This is a genomic window from Pseudomonas sp. MT92, from assembly GCF_058792515.1.
Genome location: NZ_JBXAFA010000024.1, coordinates 42,638 through 66,658, shown reverse-complemented (window position 1 = coordinate 66,658; position 24,021 = coordinate 42,638). Strand labels below are relative to the sequence as shown.

Here is a 24,021-nt window from a genome sequence, read left to right as displayed (position 1 = left end):
CTGCGCGTCCTCACCCCAAAAATGGAGCGCCTACGGCGCTGCCATCGGTTGAACCAGGCGCAAGCGCCTGGAAAGAAGCAAATTTTGTGCGCTTACGCTGCGCTATGCCCAAAGGGGCTACCGCCCCTCTGGACTCCCGACTGTCAAAGCCGCAGTGAAGCCACCATCTGCGCACTAATCGAAGATCGGTGCGAGCTGGAAGGCAGCAGGTTTTACGCCAAGGAGAAAAGGCGGCCGACACGGCCAGGGAAAGCGCCCCTCAAGGGTTAAGAACACACCGAAGGGCGCGGATTGACTACTGGAACAGCGTGGCGACCTTGGCCAGCACTTCATCAAGGATAGGAGCCGGGAGCGTGTCCACCTTGCGAGCGGTACGCGCTGCAAGATCGAGCACGCGGGGTTGATCGCAGCGAACGACGCCGGTTGTCTTGATGCCGGAGATCGGCACCGCGAAACATTTTTAGCCGCTAAAAAAAGTTTAGCTAAAAACACTTGACATCTAGGGCAATTTGGGGTCGCCTCAGAAAACGGAAAATAAAGCACGCTAAGCCGGTTGCAGCGGTCGTAGGGGCCTGAATTTGCCCGCGCCGATCTTGGCGCTGCTGCGCCAGAGGTAATCTCCGGTCAGGTTGATGTGCTCCCAGCCCAGTGGCGACAGGTACTGCAACAGCGCCTCATCGACGGCATGGCCGTTGCCACGCAAGGCATGCGCTGCGCGCTCCAGGTAGACCGTGTTCCACAACACGACAGCCGCCGTCACCAAGTTGAGGCCGCTGGCACGGTAGCGCTGCTGCTCAAAGCTGCGGTCACGGATTTCGCCCAGCCGGTTGAAGAACACCGCCCTGGCCAGCGCGTTGCGGGCTTCGCCCTTGTTCAGCCCGGCATGGACGCGGCGGCGCAGCTCGACGCTTTGCAGCCAGTCCAAGATGAACAGCGTGCGCTCGATGCGCCCCAGCTCGCGCAAGGCTACGGCCAAGCCATTCTGGCGCGGATAGCTGCCGAGCTTGCGCAACATCAGCGAGGCCGTCACCGTGCCCTGTTTGATCGAGGTGGCCAGCCGCAGGATTTCATCCCAATGGGCGCGGACATGCTTGATGTTGAGCGTGCCACCAATCATCGGCTTGAGGGCATCATAGGGGTCAACTCACGAAACGGAAAAAATCGTACGCTAAACCTCGCGCGGCGTCCGTAGCGGCCGGAAAACACTACCACTGGGCGTAGAAGTGGTGCACCGGACCGTGGCCACCCCCGACTTGGAGTTGCTGTGAAGCCGCTAGCGCGTTAGAAAGGTAGCGCTTCGCGGCGGCCACCGCATCCGGAACCGAATTGTGGGGTAAGAGTGCGGCAATCGCAGAGGAAAGCGTACAACCGGTGCCGTGATCGTTTTTCGTGTCGATGCGTGGGGCGCTGACGTGCTGCGGCATGTCACCGTCGTAGAGAATGTCTACGCTCTCCGCGCTATCCAGATGTCCCCCCGTCAACAGCACCCAGGCTGGGCCAAGGCGGTGGAGCTCAGCCGCGCAGTCGTCCATCGCCTCGAGCGAACGCGCGGGCGAGCGGTCCAGCAGCAGGCCAGCTTCGGGCAGGTTCGGAGTAATTACGGTAGCGCGGGGCACCAACTCGTCGCGCACGGCTGCAATGGCATTTGTGGCTAGCAGCGGGTCGCCACTCTTAGCCGCCATCACTGGATCGACAACGATGTTGCGCAGCTCGTAGGAATCGATCCGTTGAACAATCGCCTGCGCGATCTCTGCGTTGGCGACCATGCCGATCTTGATGGCGTCAACGCGCACATCGTCCAGCACCGCGTCGATTTGCTCGCCGACGAAATCGGCATCGAGCGCCTGAAATGATCGGACCCCCCGCGTGTTCTGAGCCACCACGGCCGTTATAACGCTCATCCCGTAAGCCCCGAGTGCGGAGAAGGTCTTTAGGTCAGCTTGAATACCGGCCCCGCCGGACGGATCGGTGCCGGCGATGCTGAGGACATTTGCGATCATGATGCTTCGCCGCCTCTCTGGGTTGACGCCAGCGCCACGGCTTCTTTGGGTGAATGATTGCTGGGAATTTCGTTGAGTTTCTTTTCTTCTTTGGCCTTGATGTAGGTTTGAGCGTCAGTGCCTCCCACAAACCAGAAAACATACGGCACTTTCCAGGTGCGCCCGAACGTGCTGAAGTCTTCGCTGGCGCCGGCGGGCTTGGTTTCGTGTGCGCGTTCGCCGAACTGCGCCTTGAAGACTTGCGCGATTTTTTCGGTCGCCTCGACATCGTTGCGGGTCAGGGGGTAAGTGCTGAGCGTGGTGAATTCGGGCTCCCGCGGGGCGTTCGACGCGGCGCATTCCGCGCAGCAGATCCGCTTGATGGCGGAAAGCATGGTGCTGCGCACGTCTTCGTCGTAGGTGCGTACGTTCAGCTTGAGCGTGGCTTCGTCCGGGATGATGTTTTCCTTGGTCCCGGCCTGCAACGACCCAATCGTCAATACGGCGCTATCTATGGGTGCGATTTCGCGTGAAACGATTGTTTGCAACCGCATCGTGGTCGATGCCGCCATGATGACCGGGTCGATCGACGTTTGCGGCTGCGAACCGTGCGAGCCACGACCGAAAAGCCTGACCTTCATGCTGTCGCCCGCAGACAGGATGACGCCGCTGCGATAGCCTATGGTGCCCGCTTCGCCGACCATGACATGCTGGCCCAGAATGATGTCCGGTTTGGGAAAACGTTCGAGCATTCCATCGTCGACCATGCCTTGCGCCCCGCGCCCGACTTCTTCGCCGGGCTGGAAAACCGCCAGTACCGTGCCCTTCCACACATCGCGGTGCCGGGATAGAAGCCGCGCCGCGCCCATCAGCCAGGTGACGTGCATATCATGGCCACAGGCATGTGCCACACCGACCTCGATGCCGTCTTCGTCCCGGGCTCTGATAGTACTGGCATACGGCAAGCCAGTCGCTTCGGTGACGGGAAGCGCATCCATATCGGCACGCAGCATGACCGTGGGGCCTTCGCCATTTTTCAAGACGCCGACAACCCCTGTCAGGCCAATCTGGCGCGATACTTCGAAACCTTGGGCCGCCAGATAGTCGGCCGCAATACCCGCGGTACGGACCTCCTGCATGGAAAGCTCAGGGTTGCGGTGCAAGTCTTTATAAATGGCTTCCAGTTCGGGGAGCACTTCTTTGGCGTCTACGTCCAAAGCCGAGGTTAGCGCATTCATGACATTCTCCTTTCCTATCGCTTGAAATGGATCAGGCTGCTCACCGTCGGAGTGCCGCACGGTGAGGTAAATCATACGCTCAGCCGGGAATGAAACGCAGCATCTATTCGGCCTCTGCTCTGCTGTTGATCATCGTGTGGCCGCCAGTGTTAGCTTCGTAATCCGCGATGCTGCCGGTCGCGTCAGGCCGAGTCACTTATCGGCTTGGCGTTGCAACTCAGCTTCGCCATGCAGCCAATTGCGGAAGGCCAATAACGCCGAATCGCCCTCGCGTATCGGCCTGTAGGCCAGATACCACCCTTCATATCTCCGACCAGTGATCGGAAATGGGGCGACCAGCCGGCCCGCTGCCAGCGCGTCACTGACATAGGGAAGTTGCGCTACAGCGACTCCTACTCCATCAAGGGCGGCTTGAATTGCCATCACGGAACTCTCAAACGATACCTCATTAGCTGGCTGGATCACGGCAGGCAGGCCTGCCGCTTCGAACCACCAAGCCCATTGCTCGCGCAAGTGCGAAACGACGATCAGGGTTGCCGCGTGGAGATCACGAGGGTGCCGCAAGCCTGCTGCGATGGCCGGCGTGCACACTGGCACCAGTGTGGACGGGAATAGCTCCTCGGCCGTATAGCCAAGCCAGTCGCCCTTGCCGCGACGTATAGTACAAGTCCAATCGTCGCGCAGCGGAAGCATTGCGCCGCCGGTAGCGACTCGTACCTCGACGTCAGGATGATTGCGATTGAAGTCGGCCAAGCGTGGAATCAACCAGTGTAAAGCGAAAGCCGGCGCGACCCCAACGGTGAGCACCGGGCCTGCCCGCATCGAGCCCACTTGCTCAGTGAGCCGCGCGATCGCATCGAAGGCGCCGGTCAGTCCGGGCTGGAATGCCCGGCCTTGATCGGTGAGCTCGAGCCTATTGGCATGACGGCGGAAGAGCGCGAATCCGAGGTGTTCTTCCAAGAGCCGCACCATGTGGCTCACAGCCGTTTGAGTGACATTCAACTCATGGGCTGCTGCTTTGAAGCTGCCATGCCGTCCAGCCGCTTCGAAAGCTCGCAATCCATTCAATGAGGGCAACTGACGAGTCATTAGAACCCTAAAATTAAGTTGGGCTAACCATGAGGAATTCACGTTTGCCACGCTGCTCTGTAAGCGATATCTTAATACTTTTCGACGAGATAGAGAATTTCTATGTGTAAAGTTGTGAGCAGGGAAAGGCGTGGCGTGATACCGCATGCGCCACTGCTGAAGACCGTATTGCCCGGCACGGCAAACCTTGAGGTTGCGGTCTACGAGGCGGAATATGCTCCGGACGGGATCAACCCGCGACACCTCCATCCGGCGGCGATCACGTTCCATGTCGTGTCAGGGACGAGCGTTTGGCAAGAAGATGGGGAACCACCGGTAACGCTACATGCCGGAGACAACTTGTTTGTCCCGGCCGGCACGATCCATTCCCACTGGAACCCAAGCACGACGGATCATCTGCGCTTCCTGGAGTTCATCGTAGCTGAGAAGGATAAGGGGCGTTCTATTCCGGAACCGATGAAGGAATGAGGTCGCGAGGATCCGCCGGGCGCCATCGCGCCATTCTTCTGATTTCTGCGAGTGTTGTGCTAATTGCGGTCGGCATTGCGACCTACTGGTTTTTGTCAGCGCAACCCAAAATTGCGCTGACCACACGCCCACCCGTACCGGTAAGCATCGCCGTCGCAACTCGACAGAACGTACCCGTCTACTTGACCGGCCTTGGCGCCGTGCAGGCTTCATTGACTGTCGGTATTCGTCCCCAGGTCGATGGGACACTACAGGAGGTGCTGTTCACTGAAGGGCAGGAAGTAAAGAAGGGGGATATGCTGGCCAAGATAGACCCGCGCCTGTTCAAGGCCGCGCTTGACCAGGCCCGCGGGAAAAAAGCCCAGGACGCTGCTTTGCTCGTTGCCGCCGGGAAAGATCTCGCGCGATCCAAGACATTGGCGCTGAGCGGCGCCATAGCGCGGCAGACGGTCGATCAGCAACAGGCGACGGTCGATCAACTGAAAGCGTCCATTGTTGCCGATGAAGCGGCGATCGACACCGCGCAAATACAACTCGGCTATACCACGATCAGAGCGCCAAGCAACGGGCGAATCGGCATTCGTTCGATCGATCCTGGAAACGTGGTGCATGTGTCCGACGCGCAACCGATCGCCGTCCTGACTCGGATCCGGCCGTCCGCCGTGCTGTTCACACTGCCGGCACGGTTTCTCGATGATGTGCACACCGCTTTGACCGGTGGTCCGGTCGAGGTGATTGCGTTTGACCAAGACAATCGCCGCGCTCTGAGCAGCGGACAGCTCCTTCTCGTCGACAATGCAATAGACAAAACCACCGATACCATACGTCTAAAGGCTATCTTCGCCAATGATGACGAAAAACTATGGCCAGGCGCATTTGTTAATGCGCGCTTGTTGATCGAGACGCTCAGCGATGTGCTCGTCGTTCCATCTACGGCGGTGCAACGCGGCCCACAGGGCTTGTTCGTGTGGATTGTGACGCCGAAAGATACGGCTGAGCCCCGGCAAATCAAGACCGGGCCGACGGCTGGCGATCTTACAGTAATCATTTCGGGCCTTGGCGACGGCGAACGCGTTGTGACGGACGGGCAATACAAGCTGAAGCGCAACGCACTGGTGACGGTTACGTCACGGCCATTGCCGGGCGTCGAGGGAGGCAAATGAATCTCTCTGCACCGTTCATTGCGCGGCCGGTCGCGACGACGCTACTGATGGTGGCTTTAGCGCTCTTTGGCGTTGCTGCGTTTCCACTCTTACCGGTCGCTCCCCTGCCGCAGGTCGACTTTCCAACTATTGTCGTCTCCGCGACACTCGATGGCGCGAGTCCGGAGACCATGGCCTCGTCGGTTGCGACGCCACTCGAGCGCCAGTTTGGGCAGATCAGCGGCGTGACCCAAATGACGTCGTTCAGCGCGTTAGGTGCCACATCGATCACGATTCAGTTCGACCTCGATCGCAACATCGACTCGGCAGCGCAGGACGTGCAAGCGGCGATCACGGCTGCCAGCAGGGCACTCCCGGAATCACTGACCACGCCCCCAACGTATAAAAAGCTCAATCCAGCTGATGCGCCGATCCTCATGCTGGCGTTACACTCAGAAACATTGCCGCTAACTGTGGTCAACGAATATGCGGATAATTTTCTCGCTCAGCAGATTTCGCAAGTGCCAGGCGTCGCTCGGGTTTCGATTGTTGGTGAGCAGAAGCAGTCGATCCGTATTCAAGTCGATCCGGCAAAACTCGCCTCCCGCGGACTGACTCTTGAGGATGTGCGAGGCGCGGCTGTGAGCGCCACGGCGAACGCCGCCAAAGGAGTACTCAATACCGCAAAGACGAGCTTCGCGATCACCGCCAACGACCAGATCACCCAAGCCGAAGAGTTCGACGACGTCGTGATCGCCTATCGAGACAGCGCACCGGTCCGAGTCCGTGATATCGGTCGTGCGGTCTTTGCTGCAGCTGATAGGAACGCCGCAGCGTTTGCAAACAACGTCCCCAGCATTGTCCTGACAATCAATAAGCAACCCGGCGCCAACGTCATCGATACGGCGGACCGCGTTAAGGCATTGCTGCCCAAGCTTACCGCCAACTTCCCTGCTGCTATTACTGTTGAGACAATTCTTGACCGCACGGTCACCATACGTGCTTCCGTCCACGACGTTGAATTCACGCTCGCGCTCACCGTCGGCCTCGTCGTGTTGGTGATTCTGCTCTTTCTTCGCAACCTTTGGGCAACACTGATACCGAGCATCACCGTGGTGCTGGCATTGCTCGGTTCGTTTGCCGTGATGTACGTACTCGGCTTCAGTCTCAACAATATTTCCCTCATGGGACTCACCATTGCCATTGGCTTCGTCGTTGATGACGCCATTATTGTGGTCGAGAATATCCATCGGCATATTGAGGACGGCGTGCCGCCGTTCGAGGCAGCACTCAGCGGATCCCGCGAAATCGTCTTTACCGTGTTGTCGATCAGTTTGTCACTGATCGCGGTCTTCATTCCGTTGCTGCTCATGGGCGGCATCGTCGGCCGTTTGTTCCGGGAGTTTGCTCTGACAGTGACCGCTTCGATCACGGTCTCGGCGCTGGTGTCGCTCACGCTCGCCCCGATGCTCTGCTCTCGTTTCATGCGGCGGAAAGCGGAGCGGCACGGGCGTCTCTATCACATTGTCGAAGCCGGTTTCGACGCCGTGCTATCTGCCTATCGGCGCACGCTCGATGTGGTCCTGCGCCATCAAGCAATTACGCTCGGCGTATTTGTCGCCACAATTGCGCTAACCATCATCATGGCGCTTCAAATACCGAAAGGATTCTTTCCTATTCAAGACACCGGTATAATTTCGGGTCCGGCCGAAGCGGCGCAAGGAGTATCGCCCCCCGAGATGATGCGGTTGCAGCAGATGCTCGGCGAAGTGATCCGCGAGGATCCGGACGTCGAGGCGTTCGTCTCATGGATGGCCACTACCGGCGGCGACGGGTTCGCCCAAACGGGGAATACCGCGCGATTTTTCATTGCCCTCAGGCCGCGTGACGAGCGGACGCTGACCGCCTCAGAGATCATCGATCGGCTGCGACCGAAGATTGCCAGGGTTCAGGGAGCAACTCTGTTTCCGTCCCCGACGCAGGACATCACCGTGGGCGGTCGGAGTTCTCGCGGAAGTTTTCAGTACACGCTACAGAGTGTCGATGTCGCCGAGTTGAGCGATTGGTCGCAGAAGATGCTCGAAAAAATGAGGACGCTGCCGCAACTCGCCGATGTAGCAACAGATCTTCTCAGTGATGCACCACAGATCAAGGTCACCATCAATCGTGACCAAGCTTCCCGCTTCGGAATTTCGCCCCAGCTGATCGACGACACCCTAAACGACGCATACGGTCAACGGCGGATCACGCAATATTTCACCCAACTCAACACTTACTCAATTATCCTCGAACTGCTGCCGGAGCTTCAACGCGATTTTTCATCCCTTGATCGCATTTATCTCAAGTCGCCGTTGACTAATGCCGCAGTTCCGATGTCGGCCCTTGTGACCATAGACTCGAGTAGCGTGGGGCCACTATCGGTGACCCATCAAGGTCAGTTCCCGGCGGTTACACTTTCATTCAATCTACGACCAGGCGTCGCGCTCGGCCAAGCTGTCGGCGCCATCAATCGGGCGGCGGAAGAGATCGGCATGCCGGGCTCAGTCACCGGCACTTTTCAGGGCAATGCGCAAGCGTTCCAGGCCTCGTTAGCGAGTACACCGATTCTGATCATTGCGGCGCTTGTCGTCGTATACATGATCCTTGGGATACTCTACGAGAGCTTCATTCACCCGCTGACAATTCTCTCGACGCTGCCGTCGGCCGGGATTGGCGCACTGCTTGCGCTGCGCGCAGGGCATATGGACCTGTCCGTGATGGGCATCATCGGAATCCTTCTCTTGATCGGCATCGTCAAAAAGAACGGCATTATGCTGGTGGATTTCGCCATCGTGGCTCAGCGCGACCGCCACCTGTCGCCGCTGGAAGCTATCCGCGAAGCCTGTCTCTTGCGCTTTCGCCCGATTCTGATGACGACGGCCGCCGCGCTCCTCGCCGGCGTCCCGCTAGCGTTTGGAACGGGTACCGGGTCGGAGCTGCGCAGGCCGCTCGGTTACGCCATGGTCGGGGGGCTTGCACTCAGTCAGTTGCTCACACTCTACACAACTCCGGTGATCTATCTGTATCTCGATCGGCTCCAAATTTGGCTAAGACAAAAGAAAAGAGTCAGAGTCGATAGAGGCGGAAAAACATCCGCAGCAAAAATGAAGTGAGAACACTGTCAGATGGCGGTATGGCTAAGCCAAACGGAATCGATTGTGACAGGGTACGTACGCTACACTGTGCGACAATAAATTGACAAGGGTCGAGCGATCTTGTCTATAACCACAAACATCCTCTAGGCGTTCATCATTTTCTTGACCTTCCCATGGGAGGAGGGTTTAACGTGCTCCCGCAGAGGCGAGTGCATACGCCCATCTACAGGTATCTTGAAATGATAAAAAAGAGTATGAAAGCCCGAACGGGTCAGTTACTAGCCGTCATCACACAGGCTGTTGCCGTCATGACGCTCACATATGGATTCCCGCAGCCCGCCAACGCGGCCAGCCAATCCGCCGTCACGGTCCAACTGATGCATGTCCACGGCCTCTCGTACAGTGCGGACGGCACCAAGATATTCATTCCAAGCCATAGGGGACTGGCCATTTACAGCCAGGGGCATTGGTCCACAGCCGATGGGCCGCCTCATGATTTCATGGGCTTTTCGGCGACACGCGACGCACTCTATAGCAGCGGCCATCCGGCGCCGGGAACAAACCTGGTCAATCCGTTTGGCTTGATCAAAAGCCAGGATGGGGGGCATACCTGGAAAAAACTCGGCTTCGAAGGGCAGTCCGATTTCCACACGTTGGCAGCCAGCTACGGCACGAACACGATCTATGTACTCAATAAGAGCTCGAATGACCGAATGACGCGGCCTGGTATTTATGTGACGCAAACGGATGGGGCGCAATGGACCGCAGCAGAAGGCGACGGTTTGACGGGTGCGATCAACACCCTGGCCGCTCACCCCACTCATCCCAAGGTGGTGGCTGCGGGTACGGACAAGGGCTTGTATATTTCCGAGGATGGCGCCAACCATTTTCAGTTATTACGAGGCGGTGAGCAAGTCCTGGCGATAGAGTTTGATCTGGATGGATCCCACCTCTGGTACAGCCACTATGCGGGCAAACCGGCCCTGACACGTATCACTTGGCAAAACGGCAAAGAAACACAAGACATTCCGTTGCCTCCCATGGCGAAGGATGCCGTTGCCTACATGGCTCAAAATCCGATTACACAAAACCAGATAGCCATAGCCACCTTCGAGCGCAGCGTCTATCTTTCCGAAGATCTGGGGCAAACCTGGAAGCAAATTGCCAAGAATGGGCAAACATTATGATGACCTTCGTTGCAATCGCCGCTAATCAAAGGAATGATCATGCCAGCGAGTAAAGGGTCGATATTCGATATCCTCCTGATTCTCTTTGCTGTCATAGGCCTCATTGCCGTACTGGCCTTCGCCGGGATGTGGGTAATGCACGGCAGTATGATGCACGGTATAGGTAGCTGCTATACGGGCATGCGTAGTATGTTCGGGCGTTAAAAGGTATCAGGCCCGCACGATGGAGATATTTTGAACACCTCATTCCTGCTAGCCGTGGTGACGGCCCTTGGGGCGGGCATACTGCTGAACCTGACGCCCTGTGTGCTGCCGGCGATTCCGATCAAAGTCCGAACTATCTTGCATGCGGCCGGTGGCAGCCTGCGCTCACGCTGGATCGCAGCGGTCTTGTTTACAGCAGGCTCCGTGCTGTTTTTCGCTGTTCTCGGGATGGCTACCGCCTTGCTGGGTTTGCAATGGGGCGTGCTTTTCCAATCGCAGACATTCACGATCTTTTTGGTCGTCATCCTAATAGTGCTGGCTGTTGCAAACTTCCTTGACAAAGGCCTGCCGGTACCCCGCTTTGCGGCGTCGATGCGAGGGTCCCATTTTCTGGAACCCTTCCTGTCGGGATTATTAGGCGCCCTGCTCTCCACGCCCTGCACTGGGCCCTTCCTGGGCGGCCTTTTGGCCTTTGCCGTAACGCAGCCGCCTACAAACGTCGTGATCATCTTCATTGCGATAGGCGTCGGACTCGCCTTGCCTTACTTAATCTTGATCGCTCGGCCCGGCTTACTCGCGCGTTTCCCGCGATCAGGGGCATGGACTGACATCGTGCGCAAAAGTTTCGGCTGGATTCTGTTGGGGGCCGCGTTGTTTTTCTCGCAAAGCCTCGTGCCCTCTCCTTGGATACTGCCGTTGTGGCTGGCATTTGCTCTGGCATTGCTCGGTTGGTGCGTGATTGAATTCAGGCGCACGCATCAGATCGCCACACGGATCGCGATTTCACTGGTCGGCGGCGTGGTCGCAGTGGCAGCTGTTCTCGGTGCGGGATTCATGCCGGTATCGGCTAATCGGCTTGAATGGCATACGCTTGCGCCGGCTGATGCCGGGCGGCTGACGGCTTTGGGTCGCCCTGTGCTGCTCGAATTTACGGCCGACTGGTGCATCAATTGCAAAGTATTGGAAAAAACGGTTTACGACAGCGCCAGCGTGGTGCATGCCGTAAACGCCTATCATATGGTCACCTTGCGCGTCGACCTGACCCATTCCCAACCCGTGCTGGAACGCCTGCTGGTGAGCTACGGCGGGGTTGGTCTGCCCTTCGCCGTGGTGCTCGATGCGAACGGAGGGGTTGTACAGCGATTTTCGGGACTATTTACCGGCCAATCACTCATTGATGCGGTGAACAAGCTTTCACGAAAAACAGGGTGATGCCTTGAAATTAAGTAAAAAATATACCATTGGAATCGTTATTATTGGCGCCCTGCTGGCGGGCGCTGCCATGGCGGCGGTCGAGCAGGTCATGAAGGAGATGCCGCTGGGCATCGACTACGAATGGACCGGCGCCTCCTACCAGGAGCGGCTGTCGGGCGCGCAGGCGCCGATGCTCTACGCCATCTCCATCCTGTTCGTGTTCCTGTGCCTGGCGGCGCTGTACGAGAGCTGGTCCGTGCCGTTCTCGGTGATCCTGGTGGTGCCGCTGGGCATCATCGGCGCGCTGCTGTTCACGAGCACGCGCGGGCTGACCAACGACGTGTACTTCCAGGTCGGCCTGCTGACCACGGTGGGGCTGTCGTCCAAGAACGCGATCCTGATCGTCGAGTTCGCCAAGCAGCTGCAGGAGCAGGGCAGGAGCGTGTTTGACGCCACCATGGAGGCCGTGCGCCTGCGGCTGCGGCCCATCCTGATGACCTCGCTGGCCTTCGGCTTCGGCGTGCTGCCGCTGGCCATCGGCACCGGTGCGGGCGCCGGCGGCCGCGTCGCCATCGGCACCTCGGTGCTGGGCGGCATGGCCATCGGCACTGCACTGGGCATCTTTTTCGTGCCGCTGTTCTTCGTGCTGATCCGCGGCTGGCTGGAGCGGCGCGGCAAGCGCCGGGAAACCGAGACCGTGCAGACACCCTTGATCGAGCAGGGAGGCCACTGAGATGCGCCACGCCCTGGTCCCCCTGGCCGCATTGGCCCTGTTGTCCGGTTGCGCCAACCTGGCACCGAGCTACCAGCAGCCCGCCGCACCGATTCCACAGGCCTGGCCTGCCGACGGCCAGGCCGCCGCGTCTGGCCAGCCGCTGGCCGGCTGGCAGGAGTTCTTCGTCGACGAGCGCCTGCGCGGTGCGCTGGCGCGCGCGCTGGACAACAACCGCGACCTGCGTTCGGCCGCGCTCAGCATCGAGCGTGCGCGTGCGCTGTACGGCGTGAGCAGCGCCGCCACGCTGCCGTCGGTGGACCTGGGCGGCGCGGCCACGCGCACGCGCACGCCGGCGGCGCTGACCACGAGCGGCAATGCCAGCATCGCCGACCGCTTCAGCACCAACTTCGGCCTGACCGCGTACGAGCTCGACTTCTTCGGCCGCGTGCGCAACCTGTCCGACTCGGCGCTCGAGGAGTTCTTCCGCACCGAGGACGCGCGCCGCAGCGTGCAGATCAGCCTGGTGGCCTCGGTCGCACAGGCCTGGCTGCAACTGGCGACCGACCAGCAGCGGCTGCGCCTGGCGCGCGAGACGCTGCAGAGCCAGCAACGCTCCTACGACCTGATCCGCCAGGCCCATGCGCTGGGCGCGCAGTCGGGCGTGGCGCTGGCCCAGGCCCAGACCACGGTGGAGTCCGCACGCGGCCAGGTGGCGGCCTTCGACAGTCTGGTCGAGCAGGGCCGCAATGCGTTGACGCTGCTGGCCGGCACGCAGCTGCCGGCCGAGCTGCTGCCAGGTGACCAGTCGGTCACGGTCGCATCGCTGCCCACGCCGCCGGCCGACCTGCCGTCCAGCGTGCTGCAGCAGCGGCCCGACGTGCTCGCGGCCGAGCACGCGCTGCGCGCCGCCCACCACGACATCGGCGTCGCCCGCGCGGCCCTGTACCCGCGCATCACGCTGACCGGCTCGGCCGGCGTGGCCAGCCCCAGCCTGTCCAACCTGTTCGAGGGCGGCAGCCGGATCTGGAGCTTCGGCCCGTCCATCAACCTGCCGCTGTTCGACAACGGCGCGCGCCGCAACCAGCTGCGCGCGACCGAGGTGCAGCGCGACATCGTGCTGTCCAGCTACGAGAAGACCCTGCAGACCGCGTTCCGCGAGGTGGCCGACGCGCTGGCCGAGCGCCGCACGCTGGCCGAGCGGCTGGATGCCCAGCGCGCCCTGGTGGCCGCCACGACACGCAGCTTCGACCTGGCCCAGGCCTTGTTCAAGGGCGGCGGCGGCAGCTACCTGGAGGTGCTGGATGCGCAGCGCACGCTGTACACGGCGCAGCAGACGCTGATCAGCCTGCAGCTGACCGACCAGGCCAACCGCGTGACACTCTACAAGGTGCTGGGCGGCGGCTGGCAGGCCCAGGCAGCTGCGCCGTCCGCGACAGCGGGCTGAGGGGCAGGGCGGCAGAATCGGCGCCGCTGGCGGTCAGGTGACCGCCGATCCTCGGGGTCTCCTCGTTTTCAGTGCAATAAGTGACGGTACGAAAAGCTAGCACTGGCGCGGAGGTGGTGTTGGTAGATCGTTGATTTCATTGACTTTCCTGTTCACTTTCAAATCTGCGATTCGTGGCGTCAAACCGTGGTCGGTTTCATCCATTGGTGCCAGTTATCGATGCATTTGGCCGCGAAGGCAGGATTTGGTCAGCATAGCGGTCAACCGGGAAGCGAAACACACCCCGCAAGTTGATGCTCTCCAGCCTGGTGGGCGCAATCTTCCCGATCAGTTCCGGTGGAATGACCTGGCGGCGGTTCGACCAGCGATCCAGGACCGCCTGCATCTGTGAGGTATTCCACGCCATCACGATGTTGGCCATCAGGCTCAACGCATCGGCCACAGCCTGCATTTCATCGACACGTTTGGCCTGCGCCGGGCTGATCCGGCCGGTATAAATGGCGCGCTTGAGGGCGTTAACAGCCTCGCCCCGATTGAGCACCCGGCGCAACTCGTTCCTGAAAGCGTCCTTGACAAAGTAGTCAGCCAAAAACGCCGTACGCAGCAACCGCCCCAATTGCACGCCAGCCTCATAGATTGGATCGCCCTGGGCGGCAGAACCGAACCGCGCAAGAGCTGCCACCGCACTGGCATGTCCGCTCATGACCGAGGCTGCCAGGTGCACCAGACTATCCCAATGCTTTTCGATCAAAGCGACGTCGACATTGGCTTCGCACACCGCAGCGATTTCTGCGGGCACTTTGGTGCCGCGTGGCACAAAGAGGTGGCGCTGTTTGAGTTCCTTCAACCGCGGGCAAAGATCAAAACCAAGCAAACGGGCATGTGACATGGCAAAGTCGGTGTAGCCATGGGTATCCACAGCAAGCTGGCTGGTCTCCAGCTTTTCTTGGCGGATGACACCTTCAATGGCCACGCCCGCCTGGCGCTCATTGAGCACAAAGGGCTGCGCATGGAAGATGCCCCACCGGTCTTTTACATGGGAGTAGATTCCAATGGAAGGTGTGTTGCGCCGAGGATCAAGCCGGGCTTGCCACACCCGTTTGGTGGTCTCCATGCTCATCATGTCAGAAGATGCCAAATCGGACCGCCCCCAGGTGGCGGCAATCGGGTGTCGCTGCATGAATTCCAGCACAGCCTGGCAGGCCTGGCTCAGACGCCGTTCGTCCCGCGCCCAGCGCATGGCCTGGCGAATGCTGGTGGCAGACAATTGCGGAATCATGCGCGCGCATTCGACCGCAGTCAGACTGGTGCCGTGGGCCATGATGCCGGCATAGACCATCAGCAGCTCGTCGGTAGAGCGCGGCTCACGTCCGAGCATGATCCAGCTAAAGCGCACCTGGGCGTCAACGGCCAGAATCACTTCCGGCAATTGAACCTCACCGATGCGGTGATCCAAAGCCGCGCGCAGCTTGGTCACTTCTGGGTCTTCGTCCTCTGCGGGCAATGGCGACAAATGGAGTTCATCATCCACGCGCAGTACGCCACTGCGGGCTGCAGCGGCCACCGCATCGACACCGGCAGTTACTCTGGCCAGCAAAGGCTTCAAGAAAGTGGCAGCCTTGCTGGGTAACGATAGACGGGCATAGTGTTTCTTGGACTCTGCCTGCCAACGCTCGTCCGTGAAGAACAAGCGCGCACGACCCCGAAAGCTCAGGCTGTGCTCAATCCAGACCGAGCCATTGCGCACCGCGCGGCGCAGGGCAAACAGGGTGGCCACCTCCAACGCCTGAAACGCCCGTTCCCGGTCTGGGCTGGAGATCGAAACCTGCCAGATCATTCCCAGACTTGGTGCCACCACTTCAACTGGCAGCTTTCTGGATCCTTTGAGATATAAAGCTTGCAGCTTGGCAAGGTACTCGATGGCAGGATGCTCGCCGGTGGCCTGCCAGGGCAGCTTTGCAATGGCGACGAGCAACGACCGCACGGGGCGAATTCCATCAATCAATCCCTCGCGGACCAGGGAGGCCCTGCTCGGTGGTTTGCGTTTCTGGGTTTCGGTGATCAAGGCTTCAAGACGGGCACGCAACTCAGCATCTGGCACCGCACCTTGCGCGCTCAAGGCAACAAGTTCGCCGAGCAGCGTTTTGTACATTGCGGCCCAATTGACGGTAGCGGGGACATCGGCGGCAGCCTGACGCCACAGATCGGCGATCCGGCGCTGCACCATAAGGATCAACTGGTCTGTGGTGGTGAACAGGCAATACCGAAGAAAGCATGCGACCTCCACGGTGCGCGCTGGCTCTTTGATCTTGGCTCCGGCTGAGGGCGGCCTGGAGACAAGTCGGCGCGCGTAGCGGCGCAAGATGAGATCGGGGATGTCTGCCAGGTGCTTATGAACGTCCAGCGTGTAAAGCAGGTCGATGCGCTCCAGTACCTCGCTGATTTGGCGGGTTGAGTGTTTCGCCGGTGCAGCCCATAGCCAACTCTGCTGGGTTTGTCCATCTGGGCGCAGCTCTGAAACTGAGGCTCGCCAGCGATCAAGTGTTGCTGGATCAACGCTGGCGGCGATGGCGGTGCCTGTTTCAACTTCAAGCTGGGCAAGTGCCGCCGCAATCAGTGTCCGAATTGCCCGCTCGTGCACGATCACCAGCTTGTTCTTGTACAGCCATTGACGCGCCCGCACGAGTAGCTGATCGCGGTCGGCGCAGCGCGCCACTTCGTCGCGCAGTTCACGTACCAGTGAGCGGCGCTGGTGCTCGCTCATCCACTGGAATCCAAGGACCGTGCAGGCTACTTGTTGGTGATCGAATAGCGTGCGCCCGCGTTCATACATGGCTCTCAGCGAGGCGACTTCTGGTGCTGCAATGCCAAGCTCGTTGCCAAGGTGGCGCCACAAGGCTACTGGAATTACCCGAAAGGCACCGAGCAAACGCCCACTCATGCGCAGGAAACCAATATGGAGCGCCAGACCAAGCTTGTGGGAATCACCTCGGCGTGCATTGATTGCGTCGCGCTCGGCACCATCGAAGGTGAAAAATGCCTTCATCTCGAAGTCGCTGATATCGCGGGGGAGCCCACGCATCCCCAAAAACGTTGTGTGCCAACCCTGCATCGTGAACCTCAAAAGTGGGAGGCCACCATACCCGTTTACAAAGCGAACAGGAAAGTCAATGAAATCAACGGTCTACCCAGACCACCCCCGCGCCAGTGCTAGCTTTGCGTACCGTCACTTATTGCACTGAAAACGAGGAGACCCCACTACTGACACTTGAGGGGCTACGGTCGATTTTGGCCAGATCGCCACTCGAGACCGCGTTTCATGGCACGTATCCGGCTGATTTCGGGGAAGTTTTCCACAGGAATTGTGGATAACCCTGTTAGCAAGTGCCCTTCCCTACTGACACTTGAGGGGCGGGCCTGCTAACACTTGAGGGGCGGCTTTCCTAACACTTGAGGGGCCGACTACTGACACTTGAGGGGCTTATCCATTGACACTTGAGGGGCGGGCCTGTTCACCTTTCCCTTGGCGTATCAACGCCTTACGAGCGTTTTTCAGGGCCTCTAACCTTTCTTTTAACCTATCTTTAAACCTTATATATAACCTAGAAGAATAACCAGGCTGGCGAAAAAATCGACAAGCCAGGAAAAAAGCCGGCGCGAGGAAGAACCGGCCGCCGAAGGGGGTGCCCCCCTTCTCGATCCCTCCCGGCCGCTGCGCGGCCTCCCATCCCCCAGGGGCAAGCCCCTCGGCCACTGCGCGTCCTCACCCCAAAAATGGAGCGCCTACGGCGCTGCCATCGGTTGAACCAGGCGCAAGCGCCTGGAAAGAAGCAAATTTTGTGCGCTTACGCTGCGCTATGCCCAAAGGGGCTACCGCCCCTCTGGACTCCCCGACTGTCAAGGCCGCAGTGAAGCCACCATCTGCGCACTAATCGAAGATCGGTGCGAACTGGAAGGCAGCAGGTTTTACGCCAAGGAGAAAAGGCGGCCGACACGGCCAGGGAAAGCGCCCCTCAAGTGTTAAGAACACACCGAAGGGCGCGGATTGACTACTGGAACAGCGTGGCGACCTTGGCCAGCACTTCATCAAGGATAGGAGCCGGGAGCGTGTCCACCTTGCGAGCGGTACGCGCTGCAAGATCGAGCACGCGGGGTTGATCGCAGCGAACGACGCCGGTTGTCTTGATGCCGGAGATCGGCACCGCGAAACCGATCCGGCGGGCGAAATCGCCGCCGTTCGTGATCGGCAAGCACACCGGCAGTTTCGTTGCCGCGTTGAACTCGGCCGGCGATACGACCAGCACCGGCCGGCTGCCGCGTTGCTCACGGCCTTCGGTGGGATCAAGCGACACCAGGTAAATGTCCCCCCGCCTCATATCAGCTCACGCCCCACTGCCGGGGCATCGACCCATTCCCGTTCTTCCGCAGTTTGTGGCTGCGAATAGTCCGAGGCGGCCAGCAGCTCGGCCATCGTGTAGCGCGGCTGGGGCCTGGGATCGACTACCAGGCGGCCATCGGTAACGGCTACGCCGACCGTGGCCCCGGCCTGCAATTGCAGCAGATCGAGGATCGCCGGCGGGACGGCCAACATGACCGATCCGCCGACCTTGCGGAGATTCGTTGTGTGCATGGTGATGCTCCTTTCAGAAAGTTATATCTAAATATAACATTTCGGGCCGTTCACTGCAAAACATTTTTAGCCGCTAAAAAAAGTTTAGCTAAAAACACTTGACAGCTAGGGCAATTTGCCCTAATATTACAGATGAAGGCCGGGCATGTTGCTCAGGTCAAAACCGGAGAACTTCCGATGAACAACCAAGCTCAAGAACTGATCCCGCTGGCCGCCGTCCTGGTGGACGACGAACACCGCCTGGACTTCCTGCCGACCTACTTTGGCCCGCGCCTGATGATGCGCGGCGAAGCCCTGGTGTATGGCTGGATGCGCCGACTGGCCGAAGGCTACAACGGCGGGTTCTGGAACTACTACACGCTGACCAATGGCGGGTTCTACATGGCTCCGGTGCTGGGCCGGCTGCGCCTGGAAGTCGATGGCAACGGCTACGGCGGCGAAATGTCCGCTGATGCGGCCGGGATCGTCGCCACCTTGTTCGTGTTGGGCCAGCTTGCGGCCGAAACCCAGGGCACGGACGAATGCGATGCTCTGATCGACCGCTACCACTGGTTGCGCGAGTACGCCGGTACGCACGCCGAGGCGGCGCAGATTTACCGCGCTATTGACTGATGAGGGGCGGCCCCGGTTTCGGCCGGGGCCACTTCATACCATGAAGAAAACCACATCACAGCGCGATGAACGCGACGAATTGATGGCCGAGCTGGCCGCCTCGATGCCGACTGACCGGGTTGGCCTGCTGGACTTGGCCAGGGCCGCCGTGGCCGAGCTGCACGCCGGCGTAATGGCCTGCGACGATGCAGCGGTCGAGCGGGCGACGACCCGTTACGAGGCCGTGACCTGGAAACTCAATGGTGGGACGTTTTTTGGTTGCCAGGGTGGCCCGGAGGCCGCTGGGTGCGTGATTGACCGACATTGCAGCGCCGCGCCTGGTGACGTGCCTTGCTGGGGCCAGGCTGGCCAGTTCCTGGTCGAAGTCGAGGGCCTGCGCGCCCTGGTTGATTTTGGTGGCGGTGTAGGCGTCATGGGAAGCCATTTCGAGTTCAATGCCGTTGACCTGGACAAGCCATTCATTTCGGAAACCGGCTACCGCTCGCACTTCGACCGGCTGCGCGGCGGCATGACCGTCGATGCCGTGGCGGCCGCGATCTTCGCGGCCATCCTCAAGGAAAAGCGGCCCAAGCTGATCGAGCCGGAAAGCCGCGACCGGCTGGCCGGCTATGCCCTGCCCGACTGGACGGCCGACTTGATCCCGCCGGCACGCCGGGAACCGGCGACCGTGGAGGTGCCCACGGGTTTTGTCCTGGTCGATGTTGTGCTGCCGGCGCATCGGGCGTTCATCGCCCGCAAGTGGGCGGCCGAGGCAAAGGCGAAGATCAAGGCGGCCGAGGCCGCCGAGTTGTACGCCAAGGAAGAAGCGGCGGGCGGCTTCCGGCCCGGTGCCAGGTGCGAAGTGGTCAGCGTTCACCATCACGCTTTCAAGGGAGAAGTCGGCAAGAAAATCATCATTACCAAGGTCAGCCACGACACGCGCCAAGTATGGGCGCATGACGACCGGCCGCCCCGGTATCGCGTCAATCGGAACGGCCGGAAAGTGACCGAGTACGACCCGCGTTGTGTTCAATCCTGCTACGGATTCGACCAGTTGCGGCTTTTGAGTTCACCAGGAGAAAACAAGTCATGACAGAGGCAAATATCAGGCTCGAATGCCTGCGCCCGGCGTTCCGCTGGCAGCAGCCGACCGGGGAAGAAATCCGGGAGGTACTGCGGCTGGCCGGATTCACCGGCGGCGCAGCGGCGAAGGCGTTGGGCCTTGGAGCCAAGGGCGACCGCACCGTAAGGCGCTGGATCGGTGAAGAAACGATGATCCCTTATGCCGCGTGGGCGCTGCTATGCGACTTCGCCGGCTTGGGGGTCATTTGGAAAGAGGTTTGAACGCCAAGGGGAAAATTTAGCGGCTAAACTCAAGCTAAACAAAGTGGATATAATGGATAAAGTTTAGCTAAAACGCTTGACAGCTAGGGCAATTTGCCCTAATATTACAAGTGAAGGCCGGGCGTGTTGTCCAGGTCAAAACCGGAGAAATTCCGATGAGCAAGATCATGCCGTGGATTGACGAGTTGCCGGAGGCGGCAAAGACCGACTTCCCTGCTCGCCGTGACGAGATCGGGGCGCTGCTGGACGAGGCGGCCGAGCTGGTACGCAAGGCCGAGGAACTGCGGGCCAAGGCGTACTTCACCGGCTGCACGCTGGAAGGCGATGCAAGGGCGCAGTGGTCGGATAAGGACGTGCTGCGGGCCAAAGCGCGGGTGCGCTGGTAGGAAGCCACGGCCCGGCTTCGGTCGGGCCATTTCAACGGACGCTAGGAAGGAAGTTTTCCAATGCACAAGGGCAAGATCGAGATTGAAATTGTGGAAGTACCGTGCCGCCGTTGCGGTAAGAGCATTCGCACGTTGAAACGTAGCCTGCTGGGCGCGAACGAGTTGCGCGACAAGCTGGGCGGCATTTGCGGGGAGTGCATCACGCCGGAAGAGGATCGGCAGATTTTGGAAACCATGCTGGGCGCGGTGGCCGAGCTTGAAACGGCTACCAGGCATTGAAGGAACGCCCCGGAGTGATCCGGGGCGCTTGGCCTGGTGCTGGCACACCGTAGCCGCGCTTCCGAGTGTGGAAGCAAGCAGCATTGAACCCGCGAAATGGGTGGAGGGTCAAGCAATGTCGAACATCATCAAGTTTCCCAGGAACGAGCAGGCCGAGCCGGTGGCGCCGATGGAGGCCGTTGCGTCAGTCAAGCCGGTCAAGGTTTCTAACGCCAAGGGAAAGGCGTTTCTGGCCGGTGTGCTGCGGTTCGTGTGGATCGCGGTTGTCCTGGTCTGGCCGGTGCTCAAGTGGCTGGTTTCCATTGAGGTGTTTTTCCAGTTTATCCGCATGGTTTACCACTGGAACACGCCGGGCGTGTATGCGGGCTGGACGTTCCTGCTGCACTTCGCGGTGCTAACCGCCCTCACCTACTTTGTTTCGATCTACAAGCCGAAGGGGATTTGACATGCAAAAGCAACCGATCAAACCGGGCTTTGTTTGTCCCAGCACCGGCCGCGTGGCCGTCCTGGTCAAGCAGTACGCCAACAGCGACTTGAATGGTGATGCACCGGCCTACTGGTACAGCGCCCAGGCCGAGGAATGGGGCCTTGATCCGTGGCGACTGGTGGAAGGTGTCGATCCGCACACCCAGGGCGAATCAATGGATGTTTGTTTCGCGGACGGATCAACCAAGACGGTTGGGCCACTGATGACGTTCTTTCTTGCGGCCGCTGATGCTGCACGCCTGGAAAATAACCCGGATTTTAGCCGCTAAAACGCTTGACGGCCGGCGCAGGTTTAGCTAAACTTTGTACTGGTCGGCGGCTGGCACCGCCGTTGTTCAACAACCGGGTGTGGAGTTGATATGGGTGTTTTTCATGAAGAAACGATTGACCGAAGCCCAATTTCAGGCAGCCATCAAGGGCTTGGAAATCGGGCAGCAGACTATCGACATAGCGCGGGGCGTGCTGGTCGATGGGCGACCCCAGGCGGAGTTCGTAACGTCGCTGGGGTTGTCGAAAGGGGCGGTGTCACAGGCAGTCAGTCGCGTATGGGCGGCCACGAAGGGAAATCTTCCCGAGGGCTTCGAGCGAGTGGCGGCGGTACTGCCGGAGCATCAAGCATTCATCGTGAAGAAGTGGGCAGAGGACGCCAAGAAAAAACAGGAACCGAAAAAATGAAAACACTGGTTACGGCAATTCAGAAAGGCGGTCAGGGCAAGACGTTTGCAACGTGCCATTTGGCGTTTGACTTCCAAGAGCGCGGCTTGCGCGTTGCCGTGATCGACCTGGATACCCAGGGTAATGCGTCCTGGACGTTGGGCGGTCATGATTCCGACTATCCCGCCAGTCGCTTGTTTACTGCCGGCGGCGACGAGCTGCGGAGCTGGTTCACCGACCGCGAGGATGACGGTCTGGCGCTGATCGCGGCCGATGCCAGCCTGGCCAACCTGGACAAGATGGACTTGGCCCAGGCAGCGGGTGCGCTGCGGGCCAACATCGAGGCGCTGGGCGAGTTTTTCGACGTGTGCCTGATCGACACTGCCCCTTCCCTTGGCGTCGCCATGACAGCGGCCGTGCTGGCCGCTGACTACATGCTTTCGCCGGTCGAAATGGAGGCGTACAGCTTGCAGGGCATGAAGAAGATGGTTGCCATCATCGGCAACCTGCGCAAGCAAAACCCCAAGCTGCGCTTCCTCGGCATGGTGCCGAACAAGGTGGACGCCCGGAAGCCGCGCCACGTCGCCAATCTGGCCGCGTTGCAACAGGCATATCCGCAATTGGTGTTGCCGTTCAGTGTTGGGTCGCGTGACAGCATCGCCCAGGCGTTGGGCGAGCAAATGCCGGTGTGGAAGATCAAGAAAACGGCTGCGCGCAAAGCCACCCAGGAAGTGCGCGAGTTGGCCGATTACGTGTTTACGAAAATGGAGATTGCACAATGAGCGCCGCACAGAACGCCAAGAAGAAGGCCACAGCGGCCCCACAGAAGCCACAGGCGGCCGGCATGGGCCTGGACAGCCTAGGCGACCTTGCGGGCCTCCTGAACGACCCACAGGCCGCCAATACGGGCACTGGTGGCCCAAGGGAATTGCCGCTTGATTTGATTGACGAAGATCCGCACCAGCCGCGAACGGCCGATAACCCCGGCTTTTCCCCGGAGAGCATCGCGGAGATTGGCGCGACGATCAAAGAACGCGGCGTCAAGTCGCCCATTTCGGTGCGCGACAACCCCGAGCAGCCGGGCCGTTACCTCATCAATCACGGTGCGCGTCGTTACCGTGGGTCGAAGTGGGCCGAGAAAACGACTATCCCCGGCTTCATCGACAACAACTACAACGAGGCCGACCAGGTAATCGAGAACCTGCAACGCAACGAGCTGACCGCCCGCGAGATTGCCGACTTCATCGGCCGCGAGCTGGCCAAGGGCAAGAAGAAGGGCGAGATCGCCAAGGAGATCGGCAAGTCGCCGGCATTCGTTACGCAGCACGTCACGCTGCTGGACTTGCCCGAGCCGATTGCCGAGGCGTTCAACAGCGGCCGCGCCAAGGACGTGACCGTTATCAACGAGCTGGTGACGGCCTACAAGAAGAACCCGGATGAAGTGGGCGCATGGCTGGCCGACGACAGCCAGGAGCTGACGCGGGGATCGGTCAAGCTGCTGCGCGAGTTCCTGGACGACAAGCGCAGCCAGGACGGCGACCGCGACCCCAACACGGTCGATGCCTTCACCGGCCGGGCCGACGCCGAGGGCGGCGACGGTGAAAGCGATGAGGACGCCAAGGAGAAAAAGGAGCCGAAGGAGCAAGACCCGGACAAGCTGAAAAAGGCCATCGTCCAGGTCGAGCATGACGGCCGCCCGGCCCGCATCATCCTGAATCGCCGGCCGCCGGCCGAGGGCTTCGCCTGGTTGAAGTACGAAGATGACGGCCAGGAGTTCGAGGCCAATCTTGCCCAGGTGAAACTGGTGGCCTTGCTCGAAGGCTAGACGCACCGACACCCGGCACTAACCCCACCCAC

The 24,021-nt window shown here is 60.1% G+C and carries 23 protein-coding genes and 2 pseudogenes; 17 read left to right on the top strand and 8 right to left on the bottom strand.

Features of this window, described 5'->3' with window-relative positions; all coding sequences use genetic code 11:
• Positions 1-295 precede the first annotated feature (295 nt).
• The 5 genes and pseudogenes from AC1Q6D_RS30840 to AC1Q6D_RS30820 all read right to left on the bottom strand — a co-directional run bounded on the left by AC1Q6D_RS30840 (position 296) and on the right by AC1Q6D_RS30820 (position 4,306).
• Positions 296-448, bottom strand: coding sequence for a type II toxin-antitoxin system PemK/MazF family toxin (locus AC1Q6D_RS30840; RefSeq protein ID WP_158244082.1), 153 nt, complete (start codon positions 446-448; stop codon positions 296-298).
• Between the two features lie 96 nt (positions 449-544).
• Positions 545-1,135: pseudogene (locus tag AC1Q6D_RS30835) on the bottom strand (Tn3 family transposase); the annotation flags it as partial.
• 70 nt (positions 1,136-1,205) lie between these two features.
• Complete coding sequence (thiD, locus tag AC1Q6D_RS30830; RefSeq protein ID WP_102605935.1) at positions 1,206-2,000, bottom strand: bifunctional hydroxymethylpyrimidine kinase/phosphomethylpyrimidine kinase; 795 nt, start codon at positions 1,998-2,000, stop codon at positions 1,206-1,208.
• The gene (locus AC1Q6D_RS30825) at positions 1,997-3,217 is read right to left on the bottom strand and encodes a M20 family metallopeptidase (protein WP_102605936.1); all 1,221 of its coding nucleotides are present in this window, start codon (positions 3,215-3,217) and stop codon (positions 1,997-1,999) included. The genes thiD and AC1Q6D_RS30825 overlap by 4 nt, the downstream gene beginning before the upstream one ends.
• A 192-nt stretch (positions 3,218-3,409) precedes the next feature.
• Complete coding sequence (locus tag AC1Q6D_RS30820) at positions 3,410-4,306, bottom strand: LysR substrate-binding domain-containing protein (RefSeq protein ID WP_102605937.1); 897 nt, start codon at positions 4,304-4,306, stop codon at positions 3,410-3,412.
• A gap of 102 nt (positions 4,307-4,408) precedes the next feature.
• Between AC1Q6D_RS30820 and AC1Q6D_RS30815 the strand changes: the two genes are divergently transcribed.
• The 7 genes and pseudogenes from AC1Q6D_RS30815 (at position 4,409) to AC1Q6D_RS30785 (ending at position 13,794) form a co-directional block, all read left to right on the top strand.
• The gene (locus AC1Q6D_RS30815) at positions 4,409-4,774 is read left to right on the top strand and encodes a cupin domain-containing protein (RefSeq protein ID WP_102605938.1); all 366 of its coding nucleotides are present in this window, start codon (positions 4,409-4,411) and stop codon (positions 4,772-4,774) included.
• Between the two features lie 56 nt (positions 4,775-4,830).
• A complete protein-coding gene (locus AC1Q6D_RS30810; RefSeq protein WP_158244081.1) occupies positions 4,831-5,937 on the top strand; it encodes an efflux RND transporter periplasmic adaptor subunit in 1,107 nt (368 codons plus the stop codon).
• Positions 5,934-9,068: an efflux RND transporter permease subunit gene (locus AC1Q6D_RS30805; RefSeq protein ID WP_102605940.1), complete on the top strand. Its 3,135-nt coding sequence runs from the start codon at positions 5,934-5,936 to the stop codon at positions 9,066-9,068. The genes AC1Q6D_RS30810 and AC1Q6D_RS30805 overlap by 4 nt, the downstream gene beginning before the upstream one ends.
• 236 nt (positions 9,069-9,304) lie before the next feature.
• Positions 9,305-10,237, top strand: a complete 933-nt coding sequence (locus tag AC1Q6D_RS30800; protein ID WP_178084167.1) for a F510_1955 family glycosylhydrolase — start codon at positions 9,305-9,307, stop codon at positions 10,235-10,237.
• A 234-nt stretch (positions 10,238-10,471) separates the two neighbouring features.
• Positions 10,472-11,653 (top strand): protein-disulfide reductase DsbD family protein, encoded by a 1,182-nt coding sequence (locus AC1Q6D_RS30795; protein WP_102605941.1) that lies wholly within the window; start codon positions 10,472-10,474, stop codon positions 11,651-11,653.
• Between the two features lie 58 nt (positions 11,654-11,711).
• Positions 11,712-12,368, top strand: a pseudogene (locus AC1Q6D_RS30790) (efflux RND transporter permease subunit); the annotation flags it as partial.
• Position 12,369: 1 nt separating this feature from the next.
• Entirely contained in the window at positions 12,370-13,794 is a 1,425-nt protein-coding gene (locus AC1Q6D_RS30785; protein ID WP_102605942.1) for an efflux transporter outer membrane subunit, read from the top strand.
• A gap of 196 nt (positions 13,795-13,990) precedes the next feature.
• Here AC1Q6D_RS30785 and AC1Q6D_RS30780 read toward each other — a convergent pair whose 3' ends face one another.
• The 3 genes from AC1Q6D_RS30780 to AC1Q6D_RS30770 form a co-directional block, all read right to left on the bottom strand.
• The gene (locus AC1Q6D_RS30780; RefSeq protein WP_003049965.1) at positions 13,991-16,906 is read right to left on the bottom strand and encodes a Tn3-like element IS1071 family transposase; all 2,916 of its coding nucleotides are present in this window, start codon (positions 16,904-16,906) and stop codon (positions 13,991-13,993) included.
• 937 nt (positions 16,907-17,843) lie between these two features.
• Entirely contained in the window at positions 17,844-18,170 is a 327-nt protein-coding gene (locus AC1Q6D_RS30775; RefSeq protein ID WP_031942780.1) for a type II toxin-antitoxin system PemK/MazF family toxin, read from the bottom strand.
• Positions 18,167-18,424 (bottom strand): AbrB/MazE/SpoVT family DNA-binding domain-containing protein, encoded by a 258-nt coding sequence (locus AC1Q6D_RS30770; RefSeq protein ID WP_015061620.1) that lies wholly within the window; start codon positions 18,422-18,424, stop codon positions 18,167-18,169. Before AC1Q6D_RS30770 ends, AC1Q6D_RS30775 begins: the two co-directional genes overlap by 4 nt.
• A 177-nt stretch (positions 18,425-18,601) precedes the next feature.
• On the opposite strand from AC1Q6D_RS30770, the gene AC1Q6D_RS30765 reads away from it, so the two are divergent.
• The 10 genes from AC1Q6D_RS30765 to AC1Q6D_RS30720 all read left to right on the top strand — a co-directional run bounded on the left by AC1Q6D_RS30765 (position 18,602) and on the right by AC1Q6D_RS30720 (position 23,989).
• Complete coding sequence (locus tag AC1Q6D_RS30765; RefSeq protein WP_031942779.1) at positions 18,602-19,036, top strand: antirestriction protein; 435 nt, start codon at positions 18,602-18,604, stop codon at positions 19,034-19,036.
• A gap of 40 nt (positions 19,037-19,076) precedes the next feature.
• A complete protein-coding gene (locus tag AC1Q6D_RS30760; protein WP_102607499.1) occupies positions 19,077-20,108 on the top strand; it encodes a klcB in 1,032 nt (343 codons plus the stop codon).
• Positions 20,105-20,359 carry a hypothetical protein gene (locus tag AC1Q6D_RS30755; protein ID WP_015061623.1) on the top strand — a complete coding sequence of 85 codons (255 nt, stop codon included), beginning with the start codon at positions 20,105-20,107 and terminating at the stop codon, positions 20,357-20,359. Before AC1Q6D_RS30760 ends, AC1Q6D_RS30755 begins: the two co-directional genes overlap by 4 nt.
• 155 nt (positions 20,360-20,514) lie before the next feature.
• Positions 20,515-20,745, top strand: a complete 231-nt coding sequence (kleA, locus tag AC1Q6D_RS30750; RefSeq protein ID WP_031942777.1) for a stable inheritance protein KleA — start codon at positions 20,515-20,517, stop codon at positions 20,743-20,745.
• 60 nt (positions 20,746-20,805) lie between these two features.
• On the top strand, positions 20,806-21,024 hold the full coding sequence (locus AC1Q6D_RS30745; protein ID WP_015061625.1) for a DUF2688 domain-containing protein: 219 nt from the start codon (positions 20,806-20,808) through the stop codon (positions 21,022-21,024).
• Between the two features lie 115 nt (positions 21,025-21,139).
• Positions 21,140-21,469 (top strand): KleE stable inheritance protein, encoded by a 330-nt coding sequence (gene kleE / locus AC1Q6D_RS30740; protein ID WP_031942776.1) that lies wholly within the window; start codon positions 21,140-21,142, stop codon positions 21,467-21,469.
• Between the two features lies 1 nt (position 21,470).
• The gene (locus tag AC1Q6D_RS30735) at positions 21,471-21,779 is read left to right on the top strand and encodes a DUF2761 domain-containing protein (protein ID WP_015061627.1); all 309 of its coding nucleotides are present in this window, start codon (positions 21,471-21,473) and stop codon (positions 21,777-21,779) included.
• Between the two features lie 103 nt (positions 21,780-21,882).
• Positions 21,883-22,185 carry a transcriptional regulator KorA gene (locus AC1Q6D_RS30730; RefSeq protein WP_031942775.1) on the top strand — a complete coding sequence of 101 codons (303 nt, stop codon included), beginning with the start codon at positions 21,883-21,885 and terminating at the stop codon, positions 22,183-22,185.
• Positions 22,182-22,946, top strand: coding sequence for a ParA family protein (locus AC1Q6D_RS30725; RefSeq protein WP_015061629.1), 765 nt, complete (start codon positions 22,182-22,184; stop codon positions 22,944-22,946). Before AC1Q6D_RS30730 ends, AC1Q6D_RS30725 begins: the two co-directional genes overlap by 4 nt.
• Complete coding sequence (locus tag AC1Q6D_RS30720; RefSeq protein WP_102605944.1) at positions 22,943-23,989, top strand: transcriptional repressor gene korB; 1,047 nt, start codon at positions 22,943-22,945, stop codon at positions 23,987-23,989. The genes AC1Q6D_RS30725 and AC1Q6D_RS30720 overlap by 4 nt, the downstream gene beginning before the upstream one ends.
• Positions 23,990-24,021: the final 32 nt, after the last annotated feature.

Bases quoted from the DNA above. Each gene is read 5' to 3' on its own strand.
- thiD (WP_102605935.1), bottom strand. From the start codon at position 2,000: ATGATCGCAAATGTCCTCAGCATCGCCGGCACCGATCCGTCCGGCGGG.
- AC1Q6D_RS30825 (WP_102605936.1), bottom strand. From the start codon at position 3,217: ATGAATGCGCTAACCTCGGCTTTGGACGTAGACGCCAAAGAAGTGCTC.
- AC1Q6D_RS30820 (WP_102605937.1), bottom strand. From the start codon at position 4,306: ATGACTCGTCAGTTGCCCTCATTGAATGGATTGCGAGCTTTCGAAGCG.
- AC1Q6D_RS30815 (WP_102605938.1), top strand. From the start codon at position 4,409: ATGTGTAAAGTTGTGAGCAGGGAAAGGCGTGGCGTGATACCGCATGCG.
- AC1Q6D_RS30805 (WP_102605940.1), top strand. From the start codon at position 5,934: ATGAATCTCTCTGCACCGTTCATTGCGCGGCCGGTCGCGACGACGCTA.
- AC1Q6D_RS30800 (WP_178084167.1), top strand. From the start codon at position 9,305: ATGAAAGCCCGAACGGGTCAGTTACTAGCCGTCATCACACAGGCTGTT.
- AC1Q6D_RS30785 (WP_102605942.1), top strand. From the start codon at position 12,370: ATGCGCCACGCCCTGGTCCCCCTGGCCGCATTGGCCCTGTTGTCCGGT.
- AC1Q6D_RS30780 (WP_003049965.1), bottom strand. From the start codon at position 16,906: ATGCAGGGTTGGCACACAACGTTTTTGGGGATGCGTGGGCTCCCCCGC.
- AC1Q6D_RS30775 (WP_031942780.1), bottom strand. From the start codon at position 18,170: ATGAGGCGGGGGGACATTTACCTGGTGTCGCTTGATCCCACCGAAGGC.
- AC1Q6D_RS30770 (WP_015061620.1), bottom strand. From the start codon at position 18,424: ATGCACACAACGAATCTCCGCAAGGTCGGCGGATCGGTCATGTTGGCC.
- AC1Q6D_RS30765 (WP_031942779.1), top strand. From the start codon at position 18,602: ATGAACAACCAAGCTCAAGAACTGATCCCGCTGGCCGCCGTCCTGGTG.
- AC1Q6D_RS30760 (WP_102607499.1), top strand. From the start codon at position 19,077: ATGAAGAAAACCACATCACAGCGCGATGAACGCGACGAATTGATGGCC.
- AC1Q6D_RS30755 (WP_015061623.1), top strand. From the start codon at position 20,105: ATGACAGAGGCAAATATCAGGCTCGAATGCCTGCGCCCGGCGTTCCGC.
- kleA (WP_031942777.1), top strand. From the start codon at position 20,515: ATGAGCAAGATCATGCCGTGGATTGACGAGTTGCCGGAGGCGGCAAAG.
- AC1Q6D_RS30745 (WP_015061625.1), top strand. From the start codon at position 20,806: ATGCACAAGGGCAAGATCGAGATTGAAATTGTGGAAGTACCGTGCCGC.
- kleE (WP_031942776.1), top strand. From the start codon at position 21,140: ATGTCGAACATCATCAAGTTTCCCAGGAACGAGCAGGCCGAGCCGGTG.
- AC1Q6D_RS30735 (WP_015061627.1), top strand. From the start codon at position 21,471: ATGCAAAAGCAACCGATCAAACCGGGCTTTGTTTGTCCCAGCACCGGC.
- AC1Q6D_RS30730 (WP_031942775.1), top strand. From the start codon at position 21,883: ATGAAGAAACGATTGACCGAAGCCCAATTTCAGGCAGCCATCAAGGGC.
- AC1Q6D_RS30725 (WP_015061629.1), top strand. From the start codon at position 22,182: ATGAAAACACTGGTTACGGCAATTCAGAAAGGCGGTCAGGGCAAGACG.
- AC1Q6D_RS30720 (WP_102605944.1), top strand. From the start codon at position 22,943: ATGAGCGCCGCACAGAACGCCAAGAAGAAGGCCACAGCGGCCCCACAG.